Below are 21,714 nucleotides of genomic sequence, written 5' to 3' on the forward strand. Positions count from 1 at the left end.
GAAGTGGTGCCCGGGTTCGGCACGGCCCGCAGGGTATGGCAGAATGGCCAGCTGTACTCGACAGTCGCACAGGAACCCTCTCGCCTCCGGCTGACGCGTCCATCGGGCACTCGGGTACCGCAACCCCACGCGGCAATCTCGCCGTGCCCAACCACGTCCAATTCAGGAGAACCCACTCCCGTGGCAGTCAAGATCAAGCTGAAGCGTCTGGGCAAGATCCGTTCGCCTCACTACCGCATCGTCGTCGCCGACTCCCGTACCCGCCGTGACGGCCGGGCCATCGAGGAGATCGGCCTGTACCACCCGGTGCAGAACCCCTCGCGCATCGAGGTCGACACCGAGCGTGCGCAGTACTGGCTGGGTGTCGGCGCGCAGCCGACCGAGCCGGTTCTCGCCATCCTCAAGCTGACCGGCGACTGGCAGAAGTTCAAGGGCCTGCCCGCCCCGGCTCCGCTGCTCGTGGCCGCTCCGAAGCCCGCGCGTCCGTTGTTCGAGGCCCTGGGCGGCGACAACGAGGGCAAGGGTGAGGCCATCACCCAGAAGAAGAAGGCCGAGAAGAAGGACGACGCTGCGGCCGACTCCTCTGCGGCTGCGCCGACCGAGGCCTGAGCATGCTCGAGGAGGCTCTCGAGCACCTCGTGAAGGGCATCGTCGACAACCCCGACGAAGTGCAGGTCGCCTCGCGTGATCTGCGTCGCGGGCGCGTTCTGGAGGTCAGGGTTCACCCCGACGACCTCGGAAAGGTGATCGGCCGCAACGGCCGCACCGCGCGTGCCCTGCGCACCGTCGTGGGTGCCATCGGCGGACGCGGTGTCCGTGTCGACCTCGTCGACGTGGACCAGGTTCGCTGATCACCATGCAGCACCGGCTCGGGCCGGGGAGGGCCACTTGGGCCGTCCCCGGCCCGAAGTCGTCTACGCGGTATTCCCGTAGGCACACGACAGGAGATTCCAGAAAGTGCACCTCGTACTCGCGCGCGTGGGCCGCGCCCACGGCATCAAGGGCGAGGTCACCGTCGAGGTACGTACCGACGAGCCGGAGCTCCGGCTCCCGCCCGGCGCCGTCCTGGCCACCGATCCGGCCTCGGTGGGCCCGCTGACCATCGAGACGGGCCGCGTCCACAGCGGCCGGCTCCTGCTGCGCTTCGAGGGCGTGCACGACCGCACCGGCGCCGAGGCCCTGCGCAACACCCTGCTGATCGCCGACGTCGACCCCGAGGAAATGCCCGAGGGTGAGGACGAGTACTACGACCACCAGTTGATGGACCTGGACGTCGTCCTGGTCGACGGCACCGAGGTCGGGCGCATCACCGAGATCTCGCACCTGCCCTCCCAGGACCTGTTCGTCGTGGAGCGCGCCGACGGCAGCGAGGTGTACATCCCGTTCGTCGAGGAGATCGTGGTGGAGATCGACCTGGAGAAGCAGCGCGCGGTCATCGACCCGCCGCCGGGTCTGATCGACGACCGGGCTGAAATCGCGTCCGCCAGGGACGACGAGGACTCCCCGGGGGCCGACGCCTGATGCGTCTCGACGTCGTCACGATCTTCCCGGAGTACCTCGAACCCCTGAACGTCTCGCTCGTCGGCAAGGCACGCGCGCGTGGACAGCTGAATGTGCATGTGCATGATCTTCGGGACTGGACGTACGACCGCCACAACAAGGTCGACGACACGCCCTACGGCGGCGGCCCGGGAATGGTCATGAAGACCGACCCCTGGGGTGACGCGCTGGACGAGGTGCTGGCCGGCGGATACGAGACCGGCTCCCGGGCGCCCGCGCTGGTCGTGCCCACCCCCAGTGGCCGCCCCTTCACCCAGGCGCTCGCTGTCGAACTGTCCGAGCGGCCGTGGCTGGTCTTCACCCCCGCCCGCTACGAGGGCATCGACCGGCGGGTCATCGACGAGTACGCGACCCGGATACCCGTGTACGAGGTCTCCATCGGCGACTATGTGCTCGCCGGCGGTGAGGCGGCCGTCCTGGTGATCACGGAGGCTGTCGCGCGGCTGCTGCCCGGGGTCCTCGGCAACGCCGAGTCGCACCAGGACGACTCCTTCGCACCGGGAGCCATGGCCAACCTCCTGGAGGGGCCCGTCTACACGAAGCCGCCCGAGTGGCGCGGCCGGGAGATCCCGGACGTCCTGGTCAGCGGCCACCACGGAAAGATCGCGCGGTGGCGCCGGGACGAGGCGCTGCGTCGTACGGCGGCCAACCGGCCCGACCTGATCGAGCGGTGCGAGGCGTCTGCCTTCGACAAGAAGGACCGCGAGATGCTCTCCATCATGGGGTGGGCCCCCTCCGCCGACGGCCGATTTTGGCGCAGGCCAGAGGGCGTGGAAGAATAGGTCGCTGTTGTGCGTCGTCCGGCGTGCGCCCCTGCCACGGGGGGACACGACGCCCGCCCCGGCACGGACAGCATTCCTCCGTAAATCAAGCTCCCGTTGATGACCTGTGGCATCAACGAAGAAAGCAGACGAAATGTCTCACCTGCTCGACACAGTCGACTCCGCGTCGCTGCGCACCGACATCCCGGCCTTCCGCCCGGGTGACACCGTCAACGTCCACGTCCGCGTCATCGAGGGCAACCGCTCCCGTGTGCAGCAGTTCAAGGGCGTAGTCATCCGCCGTCAGGGCGCCGGTGTCCGCGAGACCTTCACGGTCCGCAAGGTCTCGTTCTCCGTCGGCGTCGAGCGCACCTTCCCGGTGCACACCCCGATCGTCGAGAAGATCGAGCTGGTCACGCGTGGTGACGTGCGTCGCGCGAAGCTGTACTACCTCCGTGAGCTGCGCGGCAAGGCCGCGAAGATCAAGGAGAAGCGCGACAACTGAGCTGTCGGTGAGCCCGATGTAAAGAAGGCTCACATGGGGGCCGGATAGCATCCTGCCCCGATGAACACCGAAGCACAGCAGACGGAGCGCGACCGCTCCTCCCGCCCTGCTCGATCCGAGAAGATCTCGGACACCGAGGGGCCGGAGGGCCGGTCGCGTTTTGCGTTGGTGTCCCGGGCGGCGGAGTGGCTCCCGGGCGGACGGATCACCCTGACGCTGCTGGTCCTCCTGCTTTTTCTGCTCCTCTTCAGCAGGTTCGTCATCCAGCCGTTCGAAATTCCCAGCCGCTCGATGGAGCGCGGATTGAGGATCGGGGACCGCGTTCTCGTAAATAAGTTCGCGTACCGTTTCGGTGCCGAGCCGCAGCGTGGTGACGTCGTCGTGTTCGACGGAACCGGCTACTTCGGGCACGCCGACTACATCAAGCGCGTTGTGGGTGTGGGGAGAGACCACGTGGTCTGCTGCGACAAGGAGGGGAGAATCGAGGTGAACGGCCGGTCGGTCGACGAGTCGACGTTCCTTTACCCCGGTGACAGCCCGTCCACGGTGTCCTTCGACGTCGTGGTGCCCGAGGGCGGCCTCTTCGTCATGGGGGACCACCGCAGCGACTCCAGGGACTCCCGGGACCACCTGGGTTCGCCGGGCGGTGGGATGGTCCCCGTCGGGAGGGTGATCGGCCGGGCCGACTGGATCGCCTGGCCCCGCGAGCACTGGACCCGCCTGAACCGGCCCGGCGCGTACGCGCGCGTGCCCGCCCCGGAGACGACCGCGGTCGGCACGTCGGACGGTGTCCATGGGTAACCGCGGTAAACCGCGCGGTGCGCCCAGCACCGCCGCCGACCAGTTGCTGCCCACCGGCTCCCGCCGGGCGTCCGGCGCCGCCGCAAGGCCGGGCCGGGCCGAGCGGCGCAAGCTCCAGCGCAAGGTCAAGGCGCGCAGACGGCGCTCGGCCGTCAAGGAGATACCCCTCCTGGTGGGCGTCGCGGTGCTCATCGCCCTGGTCCTGAAGACGTTCCTCGTGCAGGCGTTCGTGATCCCGTCGGGCTCGATGGAGAACACGATCCAGATCGGTGACCGTGTCCTCGTGGACAAGTTCACCCCCTGGTTCGGCTCCAAGCCCCAGCGCGGTGACGTCGTCGTCTTCAAGGACCCCGGCGGCTGGCTCGACGACGAGCCGACCACCGCGAAGGGAGAGGACCCGATCGTCGTCAAGCAGGTCAAGCAGGGCCTCACCTTCATCGGTCTGCTGCCCTCGGACAACGAGAAGGACCTCATCAAACGCGTCGTCGCCGTCGGCGGCGACACCGTCAAGTGCTGCGACTCCCAGGGCCGCGTGACGGTCAACGGCATGCCGCTCAACGAGACGACCTACATCCATCCCGGCAACAAGCCGTCGTCGTTCACCTTCGAGGTGAAGGTCCCCGAAGGGCGCCTGTTCGTCATGGGCGACCACCGGGCCAACTCCGCCGACTCCCGCTACCACCGAACCGAGGCGTACAGCGGCACCGTGGCCGAGAGCTCCGTCGTGGGCCGCGCCATGGTCATCGCCTGGCCGTTCGGCCACTGGACCCGTCTGGAGGAGCCGAACACGTTCTCCACGGTGCCGGGTGGGTCGGCCTCCGCCCTCGGCTCGTCGCATAGGGTGGCTTCCGCGGATCGGTATGGATCGATCCCGCTCCCGACCCCTGCGGAACTCCCGCTCGTTATGGGAGTGGTGGGCCTGCGTCACTTCCGGCGTGGGCGGTGGTTCGGAGTGAGGAGTGGATGTGGGGGATTTGGCGGTCGGCGCACGGTCCGGACAGGACGGTCCCGAGGAACAGCGCCCCGCGGAGCCGGTTTCACCGGCCGCAGAGGACGCAGTCCCCGCCGAGAGTGACCCCGGGGCCCCAGGGCTCTCGGGGAGCGGCTCAGGGGACTCCGGGTCCGGGGACGACACGGCGCAGGACCTTGACGAGCCCGGCCACAAGCCCAGGAAGCAGCGCTCCTTCTGGAAGGAACTGCCGCTGCTCATCGGCATCGCGCTGGTGCTCGCGCTGCTGATCAAGACCTTCCTGGTCCAGGCGTTCTCCATCCCCTCCGACTCCATGCAGCACACCCTGGAGCAGGGCGACCGGGTCCTGGTCGACAAGCTGACCCCGTGGTTCGGCTCCGAGCCCGAGCGCGGTGAGGTCGTCGTCTTCCACGACCCCGCCGACTGGCTGGCCGGCGAGCCGACCGTCGAACCGAACCCCGTGCAGCGGGTCCTCGGCTGGATCGGCCTGATGCCGTCCGCCAACGAGAAGGACCTCATCAAGCGGGTCATCGGCGTGGGCGGCGACACCGTCGAGTGCAAGGGCACGGGCCCGCTGAAGGTCAACGGCCAGCCGCTCAACGACGCGTCGTTCGTGTACGCGGGGAACACGCCGTGCAGCGTCGACGACCAGGGTGGCCAGTTCAAGGTGACGGTACCCAAGGGCAAAATCTGGGTCATGGGTGACCACCGGCAGAACTCCCTGGACTCCCGGTATCACCAGGAGGACAAGAACCAGGGCTTCGTCCCTGTGGGCAACGTCGTCGGCCGCGCCATCGTGGTCGCCTGGCCGCCCACCCGCTGGAACACGCTGCCGATTCCCGACACGTTCGACCAGAACCTGAGCGCCGCCGCACCGGGCGCGCTGGGCCTCGCGGGCGCCGTCCCGCTGGTCCTGTGGCGCAGGCGCCGGGCGGCCGGTCGTACGACCGCTCCCGTTACCGTCGGAAACTCCGGTGTTCCCGGGTCCGGTACCGCCGGGTAGGGTGCCGTCCCAGGCCGCGATCTGGGAGACCACTGGGATGAGCAGTACGACGACACGCACGGACGAGGGCCGCGGACGGCTCGGCAGCAAGCTGTCGGGACTGGCTGTGGCCCTCGGCTGTGTGCTCTTCCTGGGCGGCTTCGTCTGGGGCGCGATCCTCTACCAGCCGTACACCGTGCCGACGGACTCCATGTCGCCCACCATCGTGGCCGGCGACCGGGTGCTGGCCCAGCGGATCGACGGCGGCGACATCAAGCGCGGTGACGTCGTGGTCTTCAGGCAGGAGAGCTGGGGCAACATGCCCCTGGTCAAGCGGGTCGTGGCCGTGGGCGGGGACACGGTCTCCTGCTGCACGGACGGCAAGCTGGTCGTCAACGGCAAGCAGATCCAGGAGTCCTACCTGCGCAAGGGTCAGGTGGCCGAGCTGACCGCCATCCCGTCGGTCACCGTCCCCGAGGGGCGTCTGTTCCTGCTCGGCGACGAGCGCACCGGATCCCTGGACTCCACGGCCCACCTCACGGAGGCCTTCAACGGCACGGTGCCGCGCAGCGGAGTGGACGCCCGCGTCGACGCCGTGGTGTGGCCCATGAACGGCATGCTGGCCCGGCCCACGGGCTTCGAACCTCTGGGTGCCCTGTCGACGCCGGGGCCGCTGCGGCTGCTCACCTTCGCGATCGTGGCGGGCGGGGTACTCGTCCTGGGCGGTGGCGCCTACGGGCCGATCGCCAACCGGGCGGCGAAGCGGCGCGCCAGCGCGGTGGCGGAGCCGGCCGGTGTCCGCTGAGGCGGAGGGCGGCGTGGACGACTCGTACACCGGCGGAACGCGCAAGGTGTCCCGACTGGTGCTCCTCGATCCCCAGGACCGGATTCTGCTGCTGCACGGGCACGAGCCGGACGATCCTTCGGTCTCCTGGTGGTTCACCCCCGGTGGCGGCATCGAGGGCGACGAGACCCGTGAGGAGGCCGCGCTGCGGGAACTCGCGGAGGAGACCGGCATCACCGAGGTCGAACTCGGTCCGGTGCTGTGGCGGCGCAGCTGCTCCTTCCCGTTCGCGGGACGCCGCTGGGACCAGGACGAGTGGTACTACCTGGCCCGTACGGACCGGACGGAGACCCGGGCCACGGGCCAGACCGAGCTGGAACGGCGCAGTGTCGCCGGAGCGCGCTGGTGGACGTGCCAGGAACTGACCCGGGCACATGAGACGGTGTATCCGACCAGACTCGCCGAGCTCCTGCGCAAGGTGCTCGACGAAGGCCCCCCGCCCACGCCCGAGGTCCTCGACACGGAAATCGTCTAGAGGATCGCGGTACTGGCGCACAATGGGGGGACGCACGGCTGAAGGGGAACATGCCATGAGCGCCGAGGACCTCGAGAAGTACGAGACCGAGATGGAGCTGAAGCTCTACCGGGAGTACCGCGATGTCGTCGGTCTGTTCAAATACGTGATCGAGACCGAGCGGCGCTTCTATCTCACCAACGACTACGAGATGCAGGTGCACTCGGTCCAGGGTGAGGTGTTCTTCGAGGTCTCCATGGCGGATGCCTGGGTGTGGGACATGTACCGGCCGGCCCGGTTCGTGAAGCAGGTGCGGGTGCTCACGTTCAAGGACGTGAACATCGAGGAACTGAACAAGAGCGATCTGGAGCTCCCGGGCGGCTGACCGTCACCCGTGCGGGTGACGGAGTTATCCACAATGCTGAGGTTGTCCACCAAGATCCAATAGCTCGCTGAACTGTCCGCATTGTTGGCGCCGGAGGTGGTGCCGACATGAACACACGCCATGCACAGGGCGGCGGACCGAACCCGGCGCGAGGCAACGCACAGCGGGGCGCGCTGGGCAGGTACGGCGAGGACCTGGCCGTGCGACGGCTGACCGAGGCCGGAATGACGGTCCTGGACCGCAACTGGCGCGCCGGCCGGACCGGTGAGATCGACATCGTGGCCCGGGACGGCGACGCGCTCGTCGTCTGCGAGGTCAAGACACGCAGGGCGGCCGGAGCCGCCGGAGTCTTCCAGCACCCGATGGCCGCCGTCACACCGGCCAAGGCCGAGCGGCTGCGGGGTCTCGCCGAGCGCTGGGTGCAGGAACACGGGGGAGCACCACCCGGCGGCGTCCGTATCGACCTGGTCGGCGTTCTGCTGCCCGAGCGCGGCGCCCCCGTGGTGGAACACGCGCGGGGGGTGGCGTGATGGGATTCGCCCGTACGTGTTCGGTGGCGCTGGTGGGCGTCGAGGGCGTGGTCGTCGAGGTCCAGGCGGATCTCGAACCCGGCGTCGCAGCGTTCACCCTGGTGGGACTGCCCGACAAGAGCCTGACGGAAAGCAAGGACCGGGTCCGGGCGGCGGTCGTCAACTCCGGAGCCGCCTGGCCGCAGAAGAAGCTCACGGTGGGGCTCAGCCCGGCGTCCGTGCCCAAGAGCGGCAGCGGGTTCGATCTCGCCATCGCCGCCGCCGTCCTCGGGGCCGCCGAGCGGATCGATCCACGGGTCCTCGCCGACATCGTGATGATCGGCGAACTGGGCCTCGACGGCCGGGTGCGACCGGTCCGGGGCATCCTGCCGGCGGTGCTCGCGGCGGCCGACTCGGGATACGAACAGGTGGTCGTACCGGAGTGCGCCGCCGCCGAAGCCGCGCTGGTCCCCGGGGTGTCGGTGCTCGGCGTGCGCAGTCTGCGGCAGCTGATCGCCGTTCTCGCCGACGAACCCGTGCCGGAGGAGGAACCGGACGGCCACGGTCGCCCCGACCCGCTCATGGCGGGCCTGCGGATGCCGGGCACCGGGGCAGCCACGGGCATGCACAGCATGGGCGCCGCCCAGTACGACAACGGCCACGACCTGGCCGACGTCGTCGGCCAGCACTCGGCGCGCACGGCGATGGAGGTGGCGGCGGCCGGCGGCCATCACGTCTTCCTGGAAGGTCCACCGGGGGCGGGCAAGACGATGCTCGCCGAGCGGCTGCCCTCCGTCCTGCCCCCGCTCACCCGGGAGGAGTCGCTGGAGGTGACCGCCGTCCACTCGGTCGCGGGCCTGCTGCCACCCGGCAAACCCCTGATCGACACGGCGCCCTACTGCGCCCCGCACCACTCGGCCACCATGCAGGCCCTCGTCGGCGGCGGACAGGGGGTGGCACGGCCCGGAGCCGTCTCGCTGGCTCACCGTGGAATCCTCTTTCTGGACGAGACCCCGGAGTTCGGGAGCCAGGTGCTGGACGCCCTGCGCCAGCCCCTGGAGGCCGGGCACGTGGTGATCGCGCGGAGTGCCGGGGTGGTGCGGTTCCCGGCCAGGTTCCTGATGGTTCTCGCGGCCAACCCGTGCCCGTGCGGCCGTTTCTCCCAGCGGGACACCCTCTGTGAGTGCCCGCCCTCCGTGATCCGGCGCTATCAGGCCCGGCTCTCCGGGCCCCTGCTCGACCGGGTAGACCTGCGGGTCGAGGTGGACCGGGTCACGCGCTCCCAGCTCGTCGAGCGCGGGGCGCGGGGCGAGTCCACGGCGACGGTCGCCGAGCGGGTGCGCGCGGCCCGGGCACGGGCGTCGGCGCGGCTCGTGGGGACCCCGTGGCGGACCAACAGCGAGGTGCCGGGACGGGAGCTGCGGAGCCGCTGGCACGCCGTACCCGGCGCCATGGAGGAGGCCGAGCGGAATCTGGAACGGGGTGTGCTCACCGCGCGCGGGATCGACCGGGTCCTGCGGGTCGCCTGGACCGTCGCGGACCTAGTCGGTCATGACCGGCCCGACGAGACGGACGTCGCCCTGGCGCTGCAACTGCGTACGGGGGTGCCTCGTGGGGTGCCGATGGCGATCGGGGCGATGACATGACACGGGACGGCACGGCACGGGATGCGGCCTGCGATGCGACCGGCGGGAAGCCGAGCCGTGAGCAGGGTGGCCGACCGGCAGCGGAGGGGCTCGCCCGGGTCCTCCTCACCCGGGTCGTCGAGCCGGGGGACGAGGTCGCCGGGCGGTGGCTCAGGGAGCGCGGGGCCGTGGAGGTGGTACGGCGGCTCAGGGACGGTGGGCCCATGCTGACCGGAGTCACGGGGACCAGATGGTCGGGACTGTGCGCGCGGGCCGAACAGGCCGAGCCCGAGCGGGATCTCGCCGTCGCACGGGCGGCGGGGGTGCGGTTCGTGTGGCCCGGCGAGCCGGAGTGGCCGGCCCAGCTCGACGACCTCGGCGATGCTCGGCCCACGGGACTGTGGGTGCGCGGGCGGCCCAGTCTGCGGATGTGGGCGCTGCGGTCCGTCGCCGTGGTGGGGGCCCGGGCCTGCACCGAGTACGGCGCCCACATGGCGGCCACGCTCGCCGCCGGGCTCGCGGAGCGCGGCTGGGTGGTGGTGTCGGGCGGCGCCTACGGGGTCGACGGGGCCGCGCACCGGGGTGCGCTCGGTGCGGGCGGGGCCACAGTCGCCGTACTCGCCTGCGGGGTCGACCGGCCCTACCCGCGCGGGCACACCCAGTTGATCACCAGAATCGCCGAACAAGGCCTGGTCGTGGGCGAGTTGCCGCCGGGCGACCATCCGACACAGAGCCGGTTCGTGCTGCGCAACCGGGTGATCGCGGCCCTCACCAGGGGGACCGTGGTCGTCGAGGCCGCGTACCGCAGCGGCTCGCTGGTCACGGCGCGGGCGGCGCAGCGGCTGGGGAGGTTCACGATGGGGGTGCCGGGGCCCGCCACCAGCGGGCTCTCCGCCGGTGTGCACGAACTCCTGCGCGGCGAGGCGATGCTGGTCACCGACGCCGCGGAAGTCGCCGAGCTGGTCGGGGACATGGGCGAGCTGGCGCCGGAGCGGCGGGGGCCGGTGCTCCCGCGTGACCTGCTGGAACCGGCGGCGAGACGTGTCCTGGCCGCGCTGCCCGCCGCCGCGACCGCGACGGTGGACGACATCGCCCTGAGCGCGTCGACGACGCAGGACGACGCGGTCGCCAGACTGTACGAGCTCCGATCACTTGGTTACGTCGAACGACACGACGACGGCTGGAAGTTGACACGCCAGGCGATGATCTCCGTCCGGCCCGGCCGGGATGCGTGCTGACCGAGCGTGTTCGGCCGTCCGGGGGATGCCCGAAGCCCTTGGGAATTCCCGCAGTTGACCCGCTCCGATGGTCACACAGGGCAACGGGCCTGACCCCGGAGGGCGTCCAGCGGAACGTATCTGCGTACGCCCCACCCCCTCGACCTCGCACACTGCGACACCTCAGTCACGCTACGCTCACGTGGATTCCGGCGCAGACCGGCAGTCGGAGAGGCAATTCGACCAGACGGGTAATTCGACATCAGACCGCAACAGACCGACGGCCCACCCGGGCACCCATCCAGGCACCACCGGTTCACGGCAGAACGGCACAAGGCGACGTATGCCCCAGCACACCTCCGGGTCCGACCGGGCGGCGGCCCCACCGGCAGCCCGCGACGGCGGTAATGTGCGCCCGCCCGCTCCCTCGACGCTCGACGAGCTGTGGCGTTCGTACAAGACGACGGGCGACGAGCGGCTGCGGGAGCAGTTGATCCTGCACTACTCGCCGCTCGTGAAGTACGTCGCCGGGCGGGTGAGCGTCGGGCTGCCGCCCAACGTCGAGCAGGCGGACTTCGTCTCCTCCGGGGTGTTCGGACTGATCGACGCGATCGAGAAGTTCGACATCGGGCGGGAGATCAAGTTCGAGACGTACGCGATCACGCGTATCCGGGGCGCCATGATCGACGAGCTGAGGGCGCTGGACTGGATCCCGCGGTCGGTGCGGCAGAAGGCGCGGAACGTGGAGCGGGCGTACGCGACGCTGGAGGCGCGCCTGCGGCGGACGCCGTCGGAGGGCGAGGTGGCCGCAGAGATGGGCATCGCGGTCGACGAACTCCACGCGGTGTTCAGCCAGTTGTCGCTGGCGAACGTGGTGGCGCTGGAGGAACTGCTGCATGCCGGGGGTGAGGGCGGGGACCGGCTGAGTCTCATGGACACACTGGAGGACACCGCCGCCGACAACCCGGTCGAGGTGGCCGAGGGCCGGGAGCTGCGGCGGTTCCTCGCGCGGGCGATCAACACACTGCCCGACCGGGAGAAGACCGTGGTGACGCTGTACTACTACGAGGGGCTCACCCTCGCGGAGATCGGCAACGTGCTGGGCGTGACCGAGAGCCGGGTCAGCCAGATCCACACCAAGTCGGTACTGCAACTGCGCGCCAAGCTGGCGAGCTTCGGTCGCTGACCTGACCTGACCTGACCTGGCGAGGCGGCTCGGGTGACCGGAGTGTCTCCCCTGCGGGGCGGTCCGTCCGTACAGTGGTTGACGTGCCAAGGATTCGAGCGGCCTCCGTGGCCGAGCACCGGTCGATGCAGCGAGCCGCCCTGCTGGACGCGGCTAGGTCCCTGTTGTCCGAGGGCGGGACGGAGGCGCTGACCTTCCCGGCCCTGGCCGAGCGGACCGGGCTCGCGCGGTCGTCCGTCTACGAGTACTTCCGGTCGCGGGCCTCCGTCGTCGAGGAACTGTGCGCGGTCGACTTCCCGGTCTGGGCGGCCGAGGTCGAGGCGGCGATGGCCGCGGCCGAGGGGCCCGAGGGCAAGGTCGAGGCCTATGTGCGCCGGCAGCTCGCCCTGGTGGGCGACCGCAGGCACCGGGCCGTGGTCGCGATCTCGGCGAGCGAGCTGGACGCGGCGGCCAGGGAACGGATCCGGGCGGCACACGGGGCGCTCGTCGCGATGGTGGTCGAGGCGCTGCGGGACATCGGCCATGAGCAGCCCCGGATGGCCGCGATGCTGCTGCAGGGGATCGTGGACGCGGCTGTGCGGCGGATCGAGTTCGGGATGACGGAAGATCCCGCGGTGATCACCGACGCGGCTGTGGCGATGGCGTTGCGGGGTGTACGGGGCTGAACCGGCTCCGCGGGTCGGTGCGGGCCCGGTGGCTCGGCCGGGCCGCGTATGCCTACGGCTGGGCCGCGTATGTCTACGGCTGGGTGGGCAGCGGTACGCCCAGCACCGGCAGGAGGCGGGACGGGCCCCTGTGCAGCAGCCATGGGGGCAGCAGCGTCAGCGGGTCCAGGCACATGTCGCCTCTCAGCAGGCCCCAGTGCACGCATGCCGTCGTGCAGTGACCGCTTCCGACCTCCACCGTGCCCACCACCTCGCCTGCCATCACCTCCGCGCCCGTCTCCACCGCGGCCGTCACCGGTTCGTACGTCGTGCGCAGGGGTGGGGCGCCCGTGCCCGACAGCTCCACGGAGACGACTCCCCGTCCCGCCACCCGGCCCGCGAAGTACACCCGGCCCGCCGCCACCGCACGAACCGGGGTGCCGGGGGCGGCCGCCAGGTCCACGCCCCGGTGACCCCTGGCGTAGGGCGTCGGGGGAGGCTCCCAGGCTCGTAGGACCAGGGGGCGGGTGCCCACCGGCCAGGAGCGGGCGAGCGCGGGGGTCGGATGGGCGTCCGCCGCGGGGGGTTCAGGCGGCGGGGCCGCCCCGGCCCCGCGCGCTGTCGGTGCCGTCAGTGTCAGTGTCACCGTCAGGGCCAGCAGCACTCCACGGCCCCGACGTCGTCCTCGGCGCGTTCCTCGTTTCGGTCGCATGGGCGGAGCCTCGCGCGATTCGGGACGGTCTGGGCGGACCTGTGGAGTACTGACCGGTTGTGGACAACGGCGTCACCCGAGGCCTCGCGGTTCCCGTACACTTCCTTTGGCGATCCGGGTGACCGGGTCGACTTCGCACGCCCCGACATCAGGCCCGTACAAGGCAGGTGTCAGCGCCCCTCGGTCCCTCGTGGCAAGGCGCAATCGGGCGTCAGGCGCGGGTGCCGTCCGGTACCCGCGGCACAACCGAGAAACACAAGGAGAACGGCCATGGCCGTCGTCACGATGCGGGAGCTGCTGGAAAGCGGCGTCCACTTCGGTCACCAGACCCGTCGTTGGAACCCGAAGATGAAGCGCTTCATCTTCACGGAGCGCAACGGCATCTACATCATCGACCTGCTCCAGTCGCTGTCGTACATCGACCGCGCCTACGAGTTCGTCAAGGAGACCGTCGCCCACGGCGGCACGGTCATGTTCGTCGGCACGAAGAAGCAGGCGCAGGAGGCGATCGCCGAGCAGGCGACCCGCGTCGGCATGCCCTACGTCAACCAGCGCTGGCTGGGCGGCATGCTCACCAACTTCTCGACCGTCTACAAGCGTCTGCAGCGCCTCAAGGAGCTCGAGCAGATCGACTTCGAGGACGTCGCCGCGTCGGGTCTCACCAAGAAGGAGCTTCTCGTGCTCTCGCGCGAGAAGGCCAAGCTGGAGAAGACCCTCGGTGGTATCCGCGAGATGTCCAAGGTGCCCAGCGCCGTCTGGATCGTGGACACCAAGAAGGAGCACATCGCGGTCGGTGAGGCCCGGAAGCTCAACATCCCGGTCGTCGCCATCCTCGACACCAACTGCGACCCCGACGAGGTCGACTACAAGATCCCGGGCAACGACGACGCGATCCGCTCCGTCACCCTGCTCACCCGCGTGATCGCCGACGCTGTCGCCGAGGGCCTCATGTCCCGCTCCGGCGTCAACACCGGTGACAAGGGCGAGAAGGCCGTCGCCGAGCCCCTCGCCGAGTGGGAGCGAGACCTCCTCGAGGGCGAGAAGAAGGCCGACGACGCCGAGGCGCCCGCCGCCGAGGCTGCTGCTGAGGCTCCGGCCGAGGCCGCTGCCGAGGTCGAGGTCGCCGCTGAGGCCCCCGTCGAGGCGCCCGCTGCCGAGGCCGAGGCTCCGGCCGAGGCTGCCGAGCAGGCCTGACCCTCACCCCTTCGGGTTGTCGACGGCGGGGGCACCTCCATCGGGCCCCCGCCGTTCGATCCGCAGATCTTTCAGACTTCGAGAGAGACTCCGAGAATCATGGCGAACTACACCGCCGCCGACGTCAAGAAGCTCCGTGAGCTCACCGGCGCCGGCATGATGGACTGCAAGAAGGCGCTCGACGAGGCCGACGGCGAGGTCGACAAGGCCGTCGAGGCCCTGCGCATCAAGGGCCAGAAGGGCGTCGCCAAGCGCGAGGGCCGTTCCGCCGAGAACGGCGCGGTCGTCTCGATCATCGCCGACGACAACACCTCCGGTGTCCTCGTCGAGCTGAAGTGCGAGACGGACTTCGTCGCCAAGGGCGAGAAGTTCCAGGCCGCCGCCAACGCGCTCGCCGAGCACGTCGCCAAGACCTCCCCGGCCGACCTGGAGGCGCTGCTCGCCTCCGAGATCGAGTCCGGCAAGACGGTCCAGGCGTTCGTCGACGAGGCCAACGCCAACCTGGGCGAGAAGATCGTCCTGGACCGCTTCGCGCAGTACGCGGACGGTTTCGTGCTGGCGTACATGCACCGCACGATGCCCGACCTGCCCCCGCAGATCGGTGTCCTCGTCGAGCTGGACAAGCCCAACGCCGAGGTCGCCAAGGGCATCGCTCAGCACATCGCCGCCTTCGCGCCGAAGTACCTCTCCAAGGAGGACGTGCCGGCCGAGGTCGTCGAGACCGAGCGTCGTGTCGCCGAGGAGACCACTCGCGCCGAGGGCAAGCCCGAGGCCGCCCTGCCGAAGATCGTCGAGGGACGCGTCAACGGCTTCTTCAAGGAAGCCACGCTGCTCGGCCAGCCGTACGCGCTGGACAACAAGAAGTCCGTCCAGAAGGTCCTGGACGAGGCCGGTGTCACCCTGAAGCGCTTCACGCGCATCAAGGTCGGCATCTGAGTCCGTACCGCGATCGACGCGCGGCCCGCGTAGGCATACCTATAGGGTCGAGGACAGTCGCGCGCGTACGCCGTCATGCACGCGCGCGTGGCGGACGACAGCAGATCTGACGAGGAGGCCATTGCCGAGCATGGGATGCGACGACACCCCACCGGCAGTGGCCTCCTTCGTATGTGTGACACGTGAAGAGGCGAGATCTCGATGACCACCAAGGCCCAGAAGAGCGACGACGGCAAAGTGCGTGGACGGTTCATGCTGAAGTTGTCCGGAGAGGCCTTCTCCGGTGGCGGGGGCCTGGGCGTCGACCCCGACGTGGTGCACAAGATTGCCCGCGAGATCGCGGCCGTCGTGCGCGACGGCTCCCAGATCGCCGTCGTCATCGGCGGCGGCAACTTCTTTCGCGGTGCGGAACTCCAGCAGCGCGGCATGGACCGGGCCCGCTCGGACTACATGGGCATGCTCGGCACCGTCATGAACTGCCTCGCTCTCCAGGACTTCCTGGAGAAGGAGGGCATCGACAGCCGGGTCCAGACCGCCATCACCATGGGCCAGGTCGCCGAGCCGTACATTCCGCTGCGCGCCGTACGACACCTGGAGAAGGGCCGCGTGGTCATCTTCGGTGCCGGTATGGGCATGCCGTACTTCTCCACCGACACGACCGCCGCACAGCGAGCCCTGGAGATCGACGCCGAGGCTCTGCTGATGGGCAAGAACGGCGTGGACGGGGTCTACGACTCCGACCCGAAGGCCAATCCCGAGGCCGTCAAGTTCGACTCGCTCGGCTACGGCGAGGTCATCACCCGGGACCTCAAGGTCGCCGACATGACCGCGATCACGCTGTGCCGTGACAACAAGCTCCCGATCCTCGTCTTCGAGCTTCTGACCGAGGGCAATATCGCCCGGGCCGTCAAGGGTGAGAAGATCGGCACACTCGTCGGTGAACAGGGCAGCCGGGACTGACCGGGTATCAACCCTGCCCGGGGACGGACCCTGAGCGGGGGATGGACAATGTCCTGCCGGTCGGGAACCGTGCAGGAAGAAGACGCGACGCAGCCGGCCGCCGACCTGACCGAGACCAGCAGCCGGGCCTACTCAAGACACGCAGGAGCAAGTGGTGATCGAAGAGACCCTCCTCGAGGCCGAGGAGAAGATGGAGAAGGCCGTCGTGGTCGCCAAGGAGGACTTCGCCGCGATCCGCACCGGCCGTGCGCACCCGGCGATGTTCAACAAGATCGTGGCCGACTACTACGGCGCGTTGACGCCGATCAACCAGCTGGCCTCTTTCTCCGTGCCCGAACCGCGGATGGCCGTGGTGACCCCGTTCGACAAGACCGCGATGCGCAACATCGAGCAGGCGATCCGCGACTCGGACCTCGGCGTCAACCCGAGCAACGACGGAAACATCATCCGCGTGGTGTTCCCCGAGCTCACCCAGGAGCGCCGCAAGGACTACATCAAGGTGGCCCGCACCAAGGCCGAGGACTCCAAGATCTCGATCCGGTCCATCCGCCGCAAGGCCAAGGACACCATCGACAAGTTCGTCAAGGACGGCGAGGTCGGCGAGGACGAGGGCCGTCGCGCGGAGAAGGAGCTCGACGACACCACCGCGAAGTACGTCGCGCAGGTGGACGAGCTTCTCAAGCACAAGGAAGCGGAGCTTCTCGAAGTCTGATGAACGACTCTTCCTGGGGGGCGCCGCCCCACGCCGGGTACTGGGGGCCGTCCGACGGAGGGCCTGTCCAGGGGGCTGCCCCGGCGGGTCCCGCGTACGATGCGCAGCACGCGCAGCAGACTCGCCCCATGCCCATCGTGCCCGACGTACCCGCACACGGCGGAGACCAGGATGACGACCGGGGGGCCGCTCGGCCGGGCGGCCCCTTGTTCCGCGACGAGATGCCGCAGGCACAGCCCTACGGGGCGGTGCCGCAGAAGCCGGATTCCATGCCCACGCCCGACGACGCCCAGCAGCCGGCCCCCGCCCCGCAGAAGAAGAGCGCGGGCCGGGACCTCGGCGCGGCCATAGGTGTCGGCGTCGGGCTCGGTGCGGTGATCATCGCGTCGCTGTTCGTCGTCAAGGCCGCATTCGTCGGCGTGATCGCGGTCGCCGTAGTGGTCGGCCTGTGGGAACTGACGTCCCGGCTCCAGGAGCGCAAGGGCATCAAGGCGCCGCTGGTGCCGCTCGCGCTCGGCGGGGCCGCGATGGTCGTGGCCGGCTACGTCCGGGGGCCCGAGGGTGCGTGGGTCGCGATGGCGCTCACCGCGCTCGCGGTCCTGGTCTGGCGTATGACGGAACCTCCCGAGGGCTACCTGAAAGACGTCACGGCAGGCGTCTTCGCGGCCTTCTACGTCCCGTTCCTGGCGACGTTCGTCGCGATGATGCTCACCGCCGACGACGGTGCGCAGCGCGTCATGACGTTCCTGCTCCTGACGGTCGTCAGCGACACCGGCGCATACGCGATCGGCTGGCGCTTCGGCAAGCACAAGCTCGCGCCGCGCATCAGCCCCGGAAAGACCCGCGAGGGCCTGTTCGGCGCTGTCGCGTTCGCGATGGTGGCGGGCGCGCTGCTGATGGAGTACGCCATCGACGACGGCACCTGGTGGCAGGGGCTGCTGCTGGGCCTCGCGGTCGCGGTGAGCGCCACGCTCGGTGACCTCGGCGAGTCCATGATCAAGCGCGATCTGGGCATCAAGGACATGGGCACGTTGCTGCCCGGGCACGGCGGCATCATGGACCGGCTGGACTCGCTGCTTCCCACGGCTCCTGTGGTGTGGTTGCTGTTCGTCGCATTCGTAGGCTGAGGGCGGCCGGAATGTTCCAGTACGGTCCGGATTTCCTGTGAAGAACACACGTCAGCCTGAAACCACCCCTTTCGAACCTAAGATCGACTTCAGTGCGGTCGATCCGTCCGGAAGGGGTGGCGTGCATGTGGGGGCGTAGTCGGGCCAGGCGCCAGCGGCAGGCCGAGGGGCTGGCGGCTGTCGCCGGCCCTGTCGAGGCGGCCGACGCGGCTCACCAGGCTCTGCTGGAGCTGCGACGAGGGGTTCGGGGCGAGTTGGCCCGGATCGAGGCGCTGCTCGACCAGGGCGACGGACTGCCCTCGGAGACCATCCGTGAGCAGACGACCGGGGCGGTCAGTGCCTTCGCCGACCTCGACGGTGTGTCCCAGTACTACGACGAGATCCGTACCGGGGCTGTCGCGGCGGCGGAGAACGGCGCCGAAGCGGCCGTGCCCTGGCTGGGCGCGCTCGGGGAGCACACCAGAACGATGACCGAGCTGGGGGAGATGTGCGCCGGAGTCGGCGAGTCCCTCGTCTATCTCCGTGAGCGCACCGAACGCCTGCGCGCCGACCTCGTCCCGCTGCGCCAGGCGGTCCACGTGACCCTGCGGGCCGCCCAGGAGGAGCTGGCCGTCGCCCAGGGCGCCGACGGCTGGCACGGCTGGCAGACGGACCTCGCCGCCCTGGGACACCGGCTGACCGAACTGGACGGGGGCCGCGTCACCCCGACGGCCCGGCAGAAGGTCAGCGACCACTACCGCGAGCTGGAGCGGGAGGTGACGCAGCTTCGGGGGGTGATGGCTGCGGCGCCTCGGTGAGAGCGTAGAGAGGGCCGCGGACCTGGGCTTCTGTGCCTGCCGGCGAGGTTGTCCACAGGGGGGCGAGGGGGTGTCCGGATGTCTGCGACACTGGTACAGCCATGCCTAAGCCCGGAGATCTGGCAGTGAACCGGCAGCAAAACGGGCCCCCACCTGCGCGTATGGCGCCGGTAGAGGGCCCGTTCGGGGCTACTGGGCCGTCTGTGGGCCGTCAGGCTCGCGTGGCCGTGCTCCAACGGCGTTGGACTACACGCACGAGGCCCCGGAGTGTGAGCCCCGGAGCCTCGTGATTCGGTTCTTAAGACCTACAGGTGTGGACCGATCACCAGCACGGTGATGACTGCGATCTCGTTGCCCTGTTCGTCCTTCTCGTTGGGTCCGTACATCCAGTAGATGCGCCATGCTGACGCCGTCTGGTTCTCGACGTAGGAGTCCCACACCTTCTCGTCCGGCAGGTTCGGGAAGTTCTCGTACTGGTGTGAGCGCAGCCCCGGGTGCCTTGGGTTCGTCTGGAGGCGTCCCAGCGTGCGGTGCACTTTGTTCAGTTTGGTGAGGGTGGCGTTACCGCCGGCCTTCAGCCGGTCGAGGGTGGTTTCGGCGTCGTCGGAAAAGCGAAGGGTGAACACGGGTTAGTCCTCGGTTTCGTCCTCCGCGAGGTACTGGCTGAAGTCGCCGAGGTCCTTGGTCTTCCCGTCTCTTGCCTGCTGTACTCCACGCCGCACACGGTCTGCTACTTCGTGGTCTGTCCAGACCAGCAGCTCACGTTCCGGAATGGACACGACAGGGATGAGCAAGAGCACGCCGTCGGGGTCTGCCTCCACGCGGTAGCGCCTGCCGGGCTTGGCTCCGGCGCGTCCGAGGGAGACGCGTCCCCTGGCGTCGACTTCGGTCTCTGCTACGACTTCGAACTCCTCGCGTGTGCTGGTTCCCATAGATCCATCAGTGCTCCTTGGTGGTCCGACTCTTCGGCGTTGGTCGGTCAACACTGCGAGGGGTTTTGTGCGCCGAACCTAGGCAAGGGCCTCGCGGTATAAGAATCTTAGCCCCGGAGGGGTAGGTGGGCAATACCCACATGTCTCTTTGAGGGATAGTTCTCATTGCTTCTATGACGGTTCTGCTGTGAAGGTCGCATCGACCGCCTTCCTCGTACGCTCATGACTTGATGGCATCAAGTGCGCGTAAACCCGCAGAGTCAGTCCCGGATCGGAGTGCCCCAGGTACTGGCTAACGGCCTTGATGTTCTCCCCCGCCTCTAGGAGGGTGGACGCGTAGAAGTGCCTCAACGCGTGCATGCCGTGCTCGCGCGCGGACACGTACTTGCCGCCCTTCTCGGCTTCGGAGATCAGGCCCGCAGCGGCGAGCGCACGCTTCCACTCCTGCACGTTGAAGTTGCTCCGCCAGACGATCCCGTTCGCGGTGTTGGTGAACAGGAGGCGAGCGGACACCATCGGGCCGTCCGGCTTTCGCCACGGCAGGGTGATCTCAACGGGCTTGCACGTGTCCATGTGGGCCCGTAGAGCTTCGGCCACCGAGGGTGGCAACGGTACGTCCCGCTCCTTGTTGCACTTCGGCGGGGCGAACACGGCCTTCCCCCGGATGAGCTTCACTTGCCGGACCACGTGCAGTGTGGTGCCGTCGGGGTCGAGGGCGTCCTCTGCGAGTCCGACGATCTCCCCCTGACGAAGCCCACATCCCGCCCCGAGATTCACCATGGCCTGGTAGCGCTCGGGGAGAGCCGCACGGACTGCATGGACCTGTGAGGGTAGCCACGGTACGACGCGCCGCTTCTCGACTGTCGGCGGGCGTACGGACCTCGCGCCGCACGGGTTCCGGGGCAACAGCCCATCGTCGACAGCCGCGCTGAGCACTGCCCGTACGTCGCCGTAGATGTTCCGCGCGTACGAGCCACTGACGGCGGGGTCCCTCTCCAGAACGCTCACGAGTTCGCGGATGTGTTCGGGGCGGAACGAGTCCAGGGGGCGGGAGCCGAGTATCGGAAGCGCGTGAAGGCGCAGCCTCTGTTCGGTCACGATCTGACTCGACACGTCCGCGCTGTGGGTCTTGAGCCACTTCTCGGCATAGGTCTTGAAGGTGATTCGGGAGGCTTTCGGGTCGATGTAGTGACCGCTGTTCATGTCGGCTTCGATGCCCGTCAGCCACTGCTCCGCGAGCCGCTTCTGACGGTCGGGGAAGCTCTTGGACCTCTCGGTGCCGTCTGGCCCGATGTACCGGGCGCGGTAGCGGAGTCCGGCGCCGAAGCGGTCGCTCTTGACCCGGCGGGTCTTGCCGTTGGTGTCGGTATCGGTCTTGTACCAGCGGTCTTGGATGTGGCCTGCCATGCGGTGGCGGTTCCTTCCGGGCATGGGGAAGGGAGGCGGGCAACACCGCCGCCGCTTTCGCGTGGGCCGCGACCCGCCATCAGGTGCCCTGTCTACTCGTGGTGCCCGCGCCCGCCATGGCCGGCATGCGGTTTCCCGGGCCGCTCGACCCCTGCGTTCGCATCGTCGTCCTCGACGGAGGCGCCACCTACAGCGACACCATCGCGGCCGCCGACCTGCTGGCCCGGCTCCCCGGCCATCAGGCGGAGGGCGGCTGCCGCAACGTAGGGCGCCGCGACGGTCTGGGCACCGTGATGCTGGCGGCGGCCGAGGCGATCGGGCGCCTCCCGCAGACGTACGTACAGGCGGTCGGCAGCGGTACGGGAGCCATCGGCGCCCATGAGGCGGCGCGCCGGATCCGGGCCGGTTGCGAGCGGCTGCCGCGGCTGCTGATGTGTCAGAACGCGCCGTTCACCCCGCTGTTCGAGGCCTGGCGGTCCGGCGGCGCGGCTCCG

The 21,714-nt window shown here is 69.3% G+C and carries 27 protein-coding genes; 23 read left to right on the top strand and 4 right to left on the bottom strand.

Translation table 11 applies throughout. The annotated features are described in order from the left end of the window. Positions 1-180 precede the first annotated feature (180 nt). From rpsP to STRTUCAR8_RS01330, 16 genes are all read left to right on the top strand, one after another. Positions 181-609, top strand: coding sequence for a 30S ribosomal protein S16 (rpsP, locus tag STRTUCAR8_RS01255; RefSeq protein ID WP_044471439.1), 429 nt, complete (start codon positions 181-183; stop codon positions 607-609). A 2-nt stretch (positions 610-611) separates the two neighbouring features. Continuing rightward, positions 612-851 (top strand): RNA-binding protein, encoded by a 240-nt coding sequence (locus STRTUCAR8_RS01260; RefSeq protein WP_006373563.1) that lies wholly within the window; start codon positions 612-614, stop codon positions 849-851. Between the two features lie 106 nt (positions 852-957). Beyond that, positions 958-1,521, top strand: a complete 564-nt coding sequence (gene rimM, locus STRTUCAR8_RS01265; RefSeq protein WP_006373573.1) for a ribosome maturation factor RimM — start codon at positions 958-960, stop codon at positions 1,519-1,521. Further along, entirely contained in the window at positions 1,521-2,342 is an 822-nt protein-coding gene (gene trmD / locus STRTUCAR8_RS01270; RefSeq protein ID WP_006373561.1) for a tRNA (guanosine(37)-N1)-methyltransferase TrmD, read from the top strand. The genes rimM and trmD overlap by 1 nt, the downstream gene beginning before the upstream one ends. A gap of 133 nt (positions 2,343-2,475) precedes the next feature. After that, positions 2,476-2,826, top strand: coding sequence for a 50S ribosomal protein L19 (rplS, locus tag STRTUCAR8_RS01275; RefSeq protein ID WP_007384968.1), 351 nt, complete (start codon positions 2,476-2,478; stop codon positions 2,824-2,826). A 60-nt stretch (positions 2,827-2,886) separates the two neighbouring features. Beyond that, on the top strand, positions 2,887-3,627 hold the full coding sequence (gene lepB / locus STRTUCAR8_RS01280) for a signal peptidase I (RefSeq protein WP_006373555.1): 741 nt from the start codon (positions 2,887-2,889) through the stop codon (positions 3,625-3,627). Next, positions 3,620-4,702 carry a signal peptidase I gene (lepB, locus tag STRTUCAR8_RS01285; protein ID WP_006373568.1) on the top strand — a complete coding sequence of 361 codons (1,083 nt, stop codon included), beginning with the start codon at positions 3,620-3,622 and terminating at the stop codon, positions 4,700-4,702. The genes lepB (STRTUCAR8_RS01280) and lepB (STRTUCAR8_RS01285) overlap by 8 nt, the downstream gene beginning before the upstream one ends. Further along, on the top strand, positions 4,593-5,600 hold the full coding sequence (lepB, locus tag STRTUCAR8_RS01290; RefSeq protein ID WP_078507082.1) for a signal peptidase I: 1,008 nt from the start codon (positions 4,593-4,595) through the stop codon (positions 5,598-5,600). The genes lepB (STRTUCAR8_RS01285) and lepB (STRTUCAR8_RS01290) overlap by 110 nt, the downstream gene beginning before the upstream one ends. A 37-nt stretch (positions 5,601-5,637) precedes the next feature. Next, entirely contained in the window at positions 5,638-6,384 is a 747-nt protein-coding gene (gene lepB, locus STRTUCAR8_RS01295) for a signal peptidase I (protein WP_006373565.1), read from the top strand. Beyond that, entirely contained in the window at positions 6,374-6,898 is a 525-nt protein-coding gene (locus STRTUCAR8_RS01300; RefSeq protein ID WP_006373569.1) for an NUDIX hydrolase, read from the top strand. Before lepB (STRTUCAR8_RS01295) ends, STRTUCAR8_RS01300 begins: the two co-directional genes overlap by 11 nt. A gap of 55 nt (positions 6,899-6,953) precedes the next feature. Beyond that, positions 6,954-7,262 (top strand): DUF2469 domain-containing protein, encoded by a 309-nt coding sequence (locus STRTUCAR8_RS01305; RefSeq protein WP_003965949.1) that lies wholly within the window; start codon positions 6,954-6,956, stop codon positions 7,260-7,262. 107 nt (positions 7,263-7,369) lie between these two features. After that, a complete protein-coding gene (locus tag STRTUCAR8_RS01310) occupies positions 7,370-7,792 on the top strand; it encodes a YraN family protein (RefSeq protein WP_006373553.1) in 423 nt (140 codons plus the stop codon). Next, positions 7,792-9,417 carry a YifB family Mg chelatase-like AAA ATPase gene (locus STRTUCAR8_RS01315; protein WP_006373575.1) on the top strand — a complete coding sequence of 542 codons (1,626 nt, stop codon included), beginning with the start codon at positions 7,792-7,794 and terminating at the stop codon, positions 9,415-9,417. The genes STRTUCAR8_RS01310 and STRTUCAR8_RS01315 overlap by 1 nt, the downstream gene beginning before the upstream one ends. Then, complete coding sequence (gene dprA, locus STRTUCAR8_RS01320; RefSeq protein WP_006373558.1) at positions 9,414-10,634, top strand: DNA-processing protein DprA; 1,221 nt, start codon at positions 9,414-9,416, stop codon at positions 10,632-10,634. The genes STRTUCAR8_RS01315 and dprA overlap by 4 nt, the downstream gene beginning before the upstream one ends. A gap of 322 nt (positions 10,635-10,956) precedes the next feature. Further along, complete coding sequence (whiG, locus tag STRTUCAR8_RS01325) at positions 10,957-11,799, top strand: RNA polymerase sigma factor WhiG (RefSeq protein WP_006373566.1); 843 nt, start codon at positions 10,957-10,959, stop codon at positions 11,797-11,799. A 107-nt stretch (positions 11,800-11,906) separates the two neighbouring features. Beyond that, positions 11,907-12,464 (top strand): TetR/AcrR family transcriptional regulator, encoded by a 558-nt coding sequence (locus tag STRTUCAR8_RS01330; RefSeq protein WP_006373572.1) that lies wholly within the window; start codon positions 11,907-11,909, stop codon positions 12,462-12,464. 73 nt (positions 12,465-12,537) lie between these two features. Here STRTUCAR8_RS01330 and STRTUCAR8_RS01335 read toward each other — a convergent pair whose 3' ends face one another. Beyond that, on the bottom strand, positions 12,538-13,155 hold the full coding sequence (locus STRTUCAR8_RS01335) for a M23 family metallopeptidase (RefSeq protein ID WP_044471440.1): 618 nt from the start codon (positions 13,153-13,155) through the stop codon (positions 12,538-12,540). A 270-nt stretch (positions 13,156-13,425) separates the two neighbouring features. Here STRTUCAR8_RS01335 and rpsB point away from each other — a divergent pair, with 270 nt between their 5' ends. The 6 genes from rpsB to STRTUCAR8_RS01365 all read left to right on the top strand — a co-directional run bounded on the left by rpsB (position 13,426) and on the right by STRTUCAR8_RS01365 (position 18,881). Beyond that, positions 13,426-14,349: a 30S ribosomal protein S2 gene (rpsB, locus tag STRTUCAR8_RS01340; RefSeq protein WP_006373552.1), complete on the top strand. Its 924-nt coding sequence runs from the start codon at positions 13,426-13,428 to the stop codon at positions 14,347-14,349. A gap of 99 nt (positions 14,350-14,448) precedes the next feature. Then, positions 14,449-15,285, top strand: a complete 837-nt coding sequence (tsf, locus tag STRTUCAR8_RS01345) for a translation elongation factor Ts (RefSeq protein ID WP_006373554.1) — start codon at positions 14,449-14,451, stop codon at positions 15,283-15,285. 201 nt (positions 15,286-15,486) lie between these two features. Next, positions 15,487-16,245: a UMP kinase gene (gene pyrH / locus STRTUCAR8_RS01350; RefSeq protein WP_006373557.1), complete on the top strand. Its 759-nt coding sequence runs from the start codon at positions 15,487-15,489 to the stop codon at positions 16,243-16,245. A gap of 154 nt (positions 16,246-16,399) precedes the next feature. Continuing rightward, positions 16,400-16,957 carry a ribosome recycling factor gene (gene frr / locus STRTUCAR8_RS01355; RefSeq protein WP_006373551.1) on the top strand — a complete coding sequence of 186 codons (558 nt, stop codon included), beginning with the start codon at positions 16,400-16,402 and terminating at the stop codon, positions 16,955-16,957. Then, on the top strand, positions 16,957-18,084 hold the full coding sequence (locus tag STRTUCAR8_RS01360) for a phosphatidate cytidylyltransferase (RefSeq protein ID WP_078507083.1): 1,128 nt from the start codon (positions 16,957-16,959) through the stop codon (positions 18,082-18,084). Before frr ends, STRTUCAR8_RS01360 begins: the two co-directional genes overlap by 1 nt. 125 nt (positions 18,085-18,209) lie before the next feature. Then, entirely contained in the window at positions 18,210-18,881 is a 672-nt protein-coding gene (locus tag STRTUCAR8_RS01365) for a hypothetical protein (RefSeq protein WP_006373560.1), read from the top strand. 305 nt (positions 18,882-19,186) lie between these two features. Here STRTUCAR8_RS01365 and STRTUCAR8_RS01370 read toward each other — a convergent pair whose 3' ends face one another. The 3 genes from STRTUCAR8_RS01370 to STRTUCAR8_RS01380 all read right to left on the bottom strand — a co-directional run bounded on the left by STRTUCAR8_RS01370 (position 19,187) and on the right by STRTUCAR8_RS01380 (position 21,220). Next, positions 19,187-19,507: a hypothetical protein gene (locus STRTUCAR8_RS01370; protein ID WP_006373562.1), complete on the bottom strand. Its 321-nt coding sequence runs from the start codon at positions 19,505-19,507 to the stop codon at positions 19,187-19,189. Between the two features lie 3 nt (positions 19,508-19,510). Continuing rightward, positions 19,511-19,813 carry a hypothetical protein gene (locus STRTUCAR8_RS01375; RefSeq protein ID WP_006373567.1) on the bottom strand — a complete coding sequence of 101 codons (303 nt, stop codon included), beginning with the start codon at positions 19,811-19,813 and terminating at the stop codon, positions 19,511-19,513. Between the two features lie 171 nt (positions 19,814-19,984). Then, entirely contained in the window at positions 19,985-21,220 is a 1,236-nt protein-coding gene (locus tag STRTUCAR8_RS01380) for a tyrosine-type recombinase/integrase (protein WP_006373559.1), read from the bottom strand. On the opposite strand from STRTUCAR8_RS01380, the gene STRTUCAR8_RS01385 reads away from it, so the two are divergent. Next, positions 21,214-21,714, top strand: a 501-nt coding sequence (locus tag STRTUCAR8_RS01385; RefSeq protein WP_277814639.1) for a pyridoxal-phosphate dependent enzyme, incomplete at its 3' end; no start/stop codon positions are given. The genes STRTUCAR8_RS01380 and STRTUCAR8_RS01385 overlap by 7 nt on opposite strands.

Source organism: Streptomyces turgidiscabies Car8 (genome assembly GCF_000331005.1).
Taxonomy (GTDB): Bacteria; Actinomycetota; Actinomycetes; order Streptomycetales; family Streptomycetaceae; genus Streptomyces; species Streptomyces turgidiscabies.

Coding starts and splice junctions, on each gene's coding strand:
- STRTUCAR8_RS01260 (WP_006373563.1), top strand. CDS start 612: ATGCTCGAGGAGGCTCTCGAGCACCTCGTGAAGGGCATCGTCGACAAC.
- trmD (WP_006373561.1), top strand. CDS start 1,521: ATGCGTCTCGACGTCGTCACGATCTTCCCGGAGTACCTCGAACCCCTG.
- rplS (WP_007384968.1), top strand. CDS start 2,476: ATGTCTCACCTGCTCGACACAGTCGACTCCGCGTCGCTGCGCACCGAC.
- lepB (WP_006373555.1), top strand. CDS start 2,887: ATGAACACCGAAGCACAGCAGACGGAGCGCGACCGCTCCTCCCGCCCT.
- lepB (WP_006373568.1), top strand. CDS start 3,620: ATGGGTAACCGCGGTAAACCGCGCGGTGCGCCCAGCACCGCCGCCGAC.
- lepB (WP_006373565.1), top strand. CDS start 5,638: ATGAGCAGTACGACGACACGCACGGACGAGGGCCGCGGACGGCTCGGC.
- STRTUCAR8_RS01305 (WP_003965949.1), top strand. CDS start 6,954: ATGAGCGCCGAGGACCTCGAGAAGTACGAGACCGAGATGGAGCTGAAG.
- STRTUCAR8_RS01310 (WP_006373553.1), top strand. CDS start 7,370: ATGAACACACGCCATGCACAGGGCGGCGGACCGAACCCGGCGCGAGGC.
- STRTUCAR8_RS01315 (WP_006373575.1), top strand. CDS start 7,792: ATGGGATTCGCCCGTACGTGTTCGGTGGCGCTGGTGGGCGTCGAGGGC.
- dprA (WP_006373558.1), top strand. CDS start 9,414: ATGACACGGGACGGCACGGCACGGGATGCGGCCTGCGATGCGACCGGC.
- whiG (WP_006373566.1), top strand. CDS start 10,957: ATGCCCCAGCACACCTCCGGGTCCGACCGGGCGGCGGCCCCACCGGCA.
- STRTUCAR8_RS01335 (WP_044471440.1), bottom strand. CDS start 13,155: ATGCGACCGAAACGAGGAACGCGCCGAGGACGACGTCGGGGCCGTGGA.
- rpsB (WP_006373552.1), top strand. CDS start 13,426: ATGGCCGTCGTCACGATGCGGGAGCTGCTGGAAAGCGGCGTCCACTTC.
- tsf (WP_006373554.1), top strand. CDS start 14,449: ATGGCGAACTACACCGCCGCCGACGTCAAGAAGCTCCGTGAGCTCACC.
- pyrH (WP_006373557.1), top strand. CDS start 15,487: ATGACCACCAAGGCCCAGAAGAGCGACGACGGCAAAGTGCGTGGACGG.
- STRTUCAR8_RS01360 (WP_078507083.1), top strand. CDS start 16,957: ATGAACGACTCTTCCTGGGGGGCGCCGCCCCACGCCGGGTACTGGGGG.
- STRTUCAR8_RS01365 (WP_006373560.1), top strand. CDS start 18,210: ATGTGGGGGCGTAGTCGGGCCAGGCGCCAGCGGCAGGCCGAGGGGCTG.
- STRTUCAR8_RS01375 (WP_006373567.1), bottom strand. CDS start 19,813: ATGGGAACCAGCACACGCGAGGAGTTCGAAGTCGTAGCAGAGACCGAA.
- STRTUCAR8_RS01380 (WP_006373559.1), bottom strand. CDS start 21,220: ATGGCAGGCCACATCCAAGACCGCTGGTACAAGACCGATACCGACACC.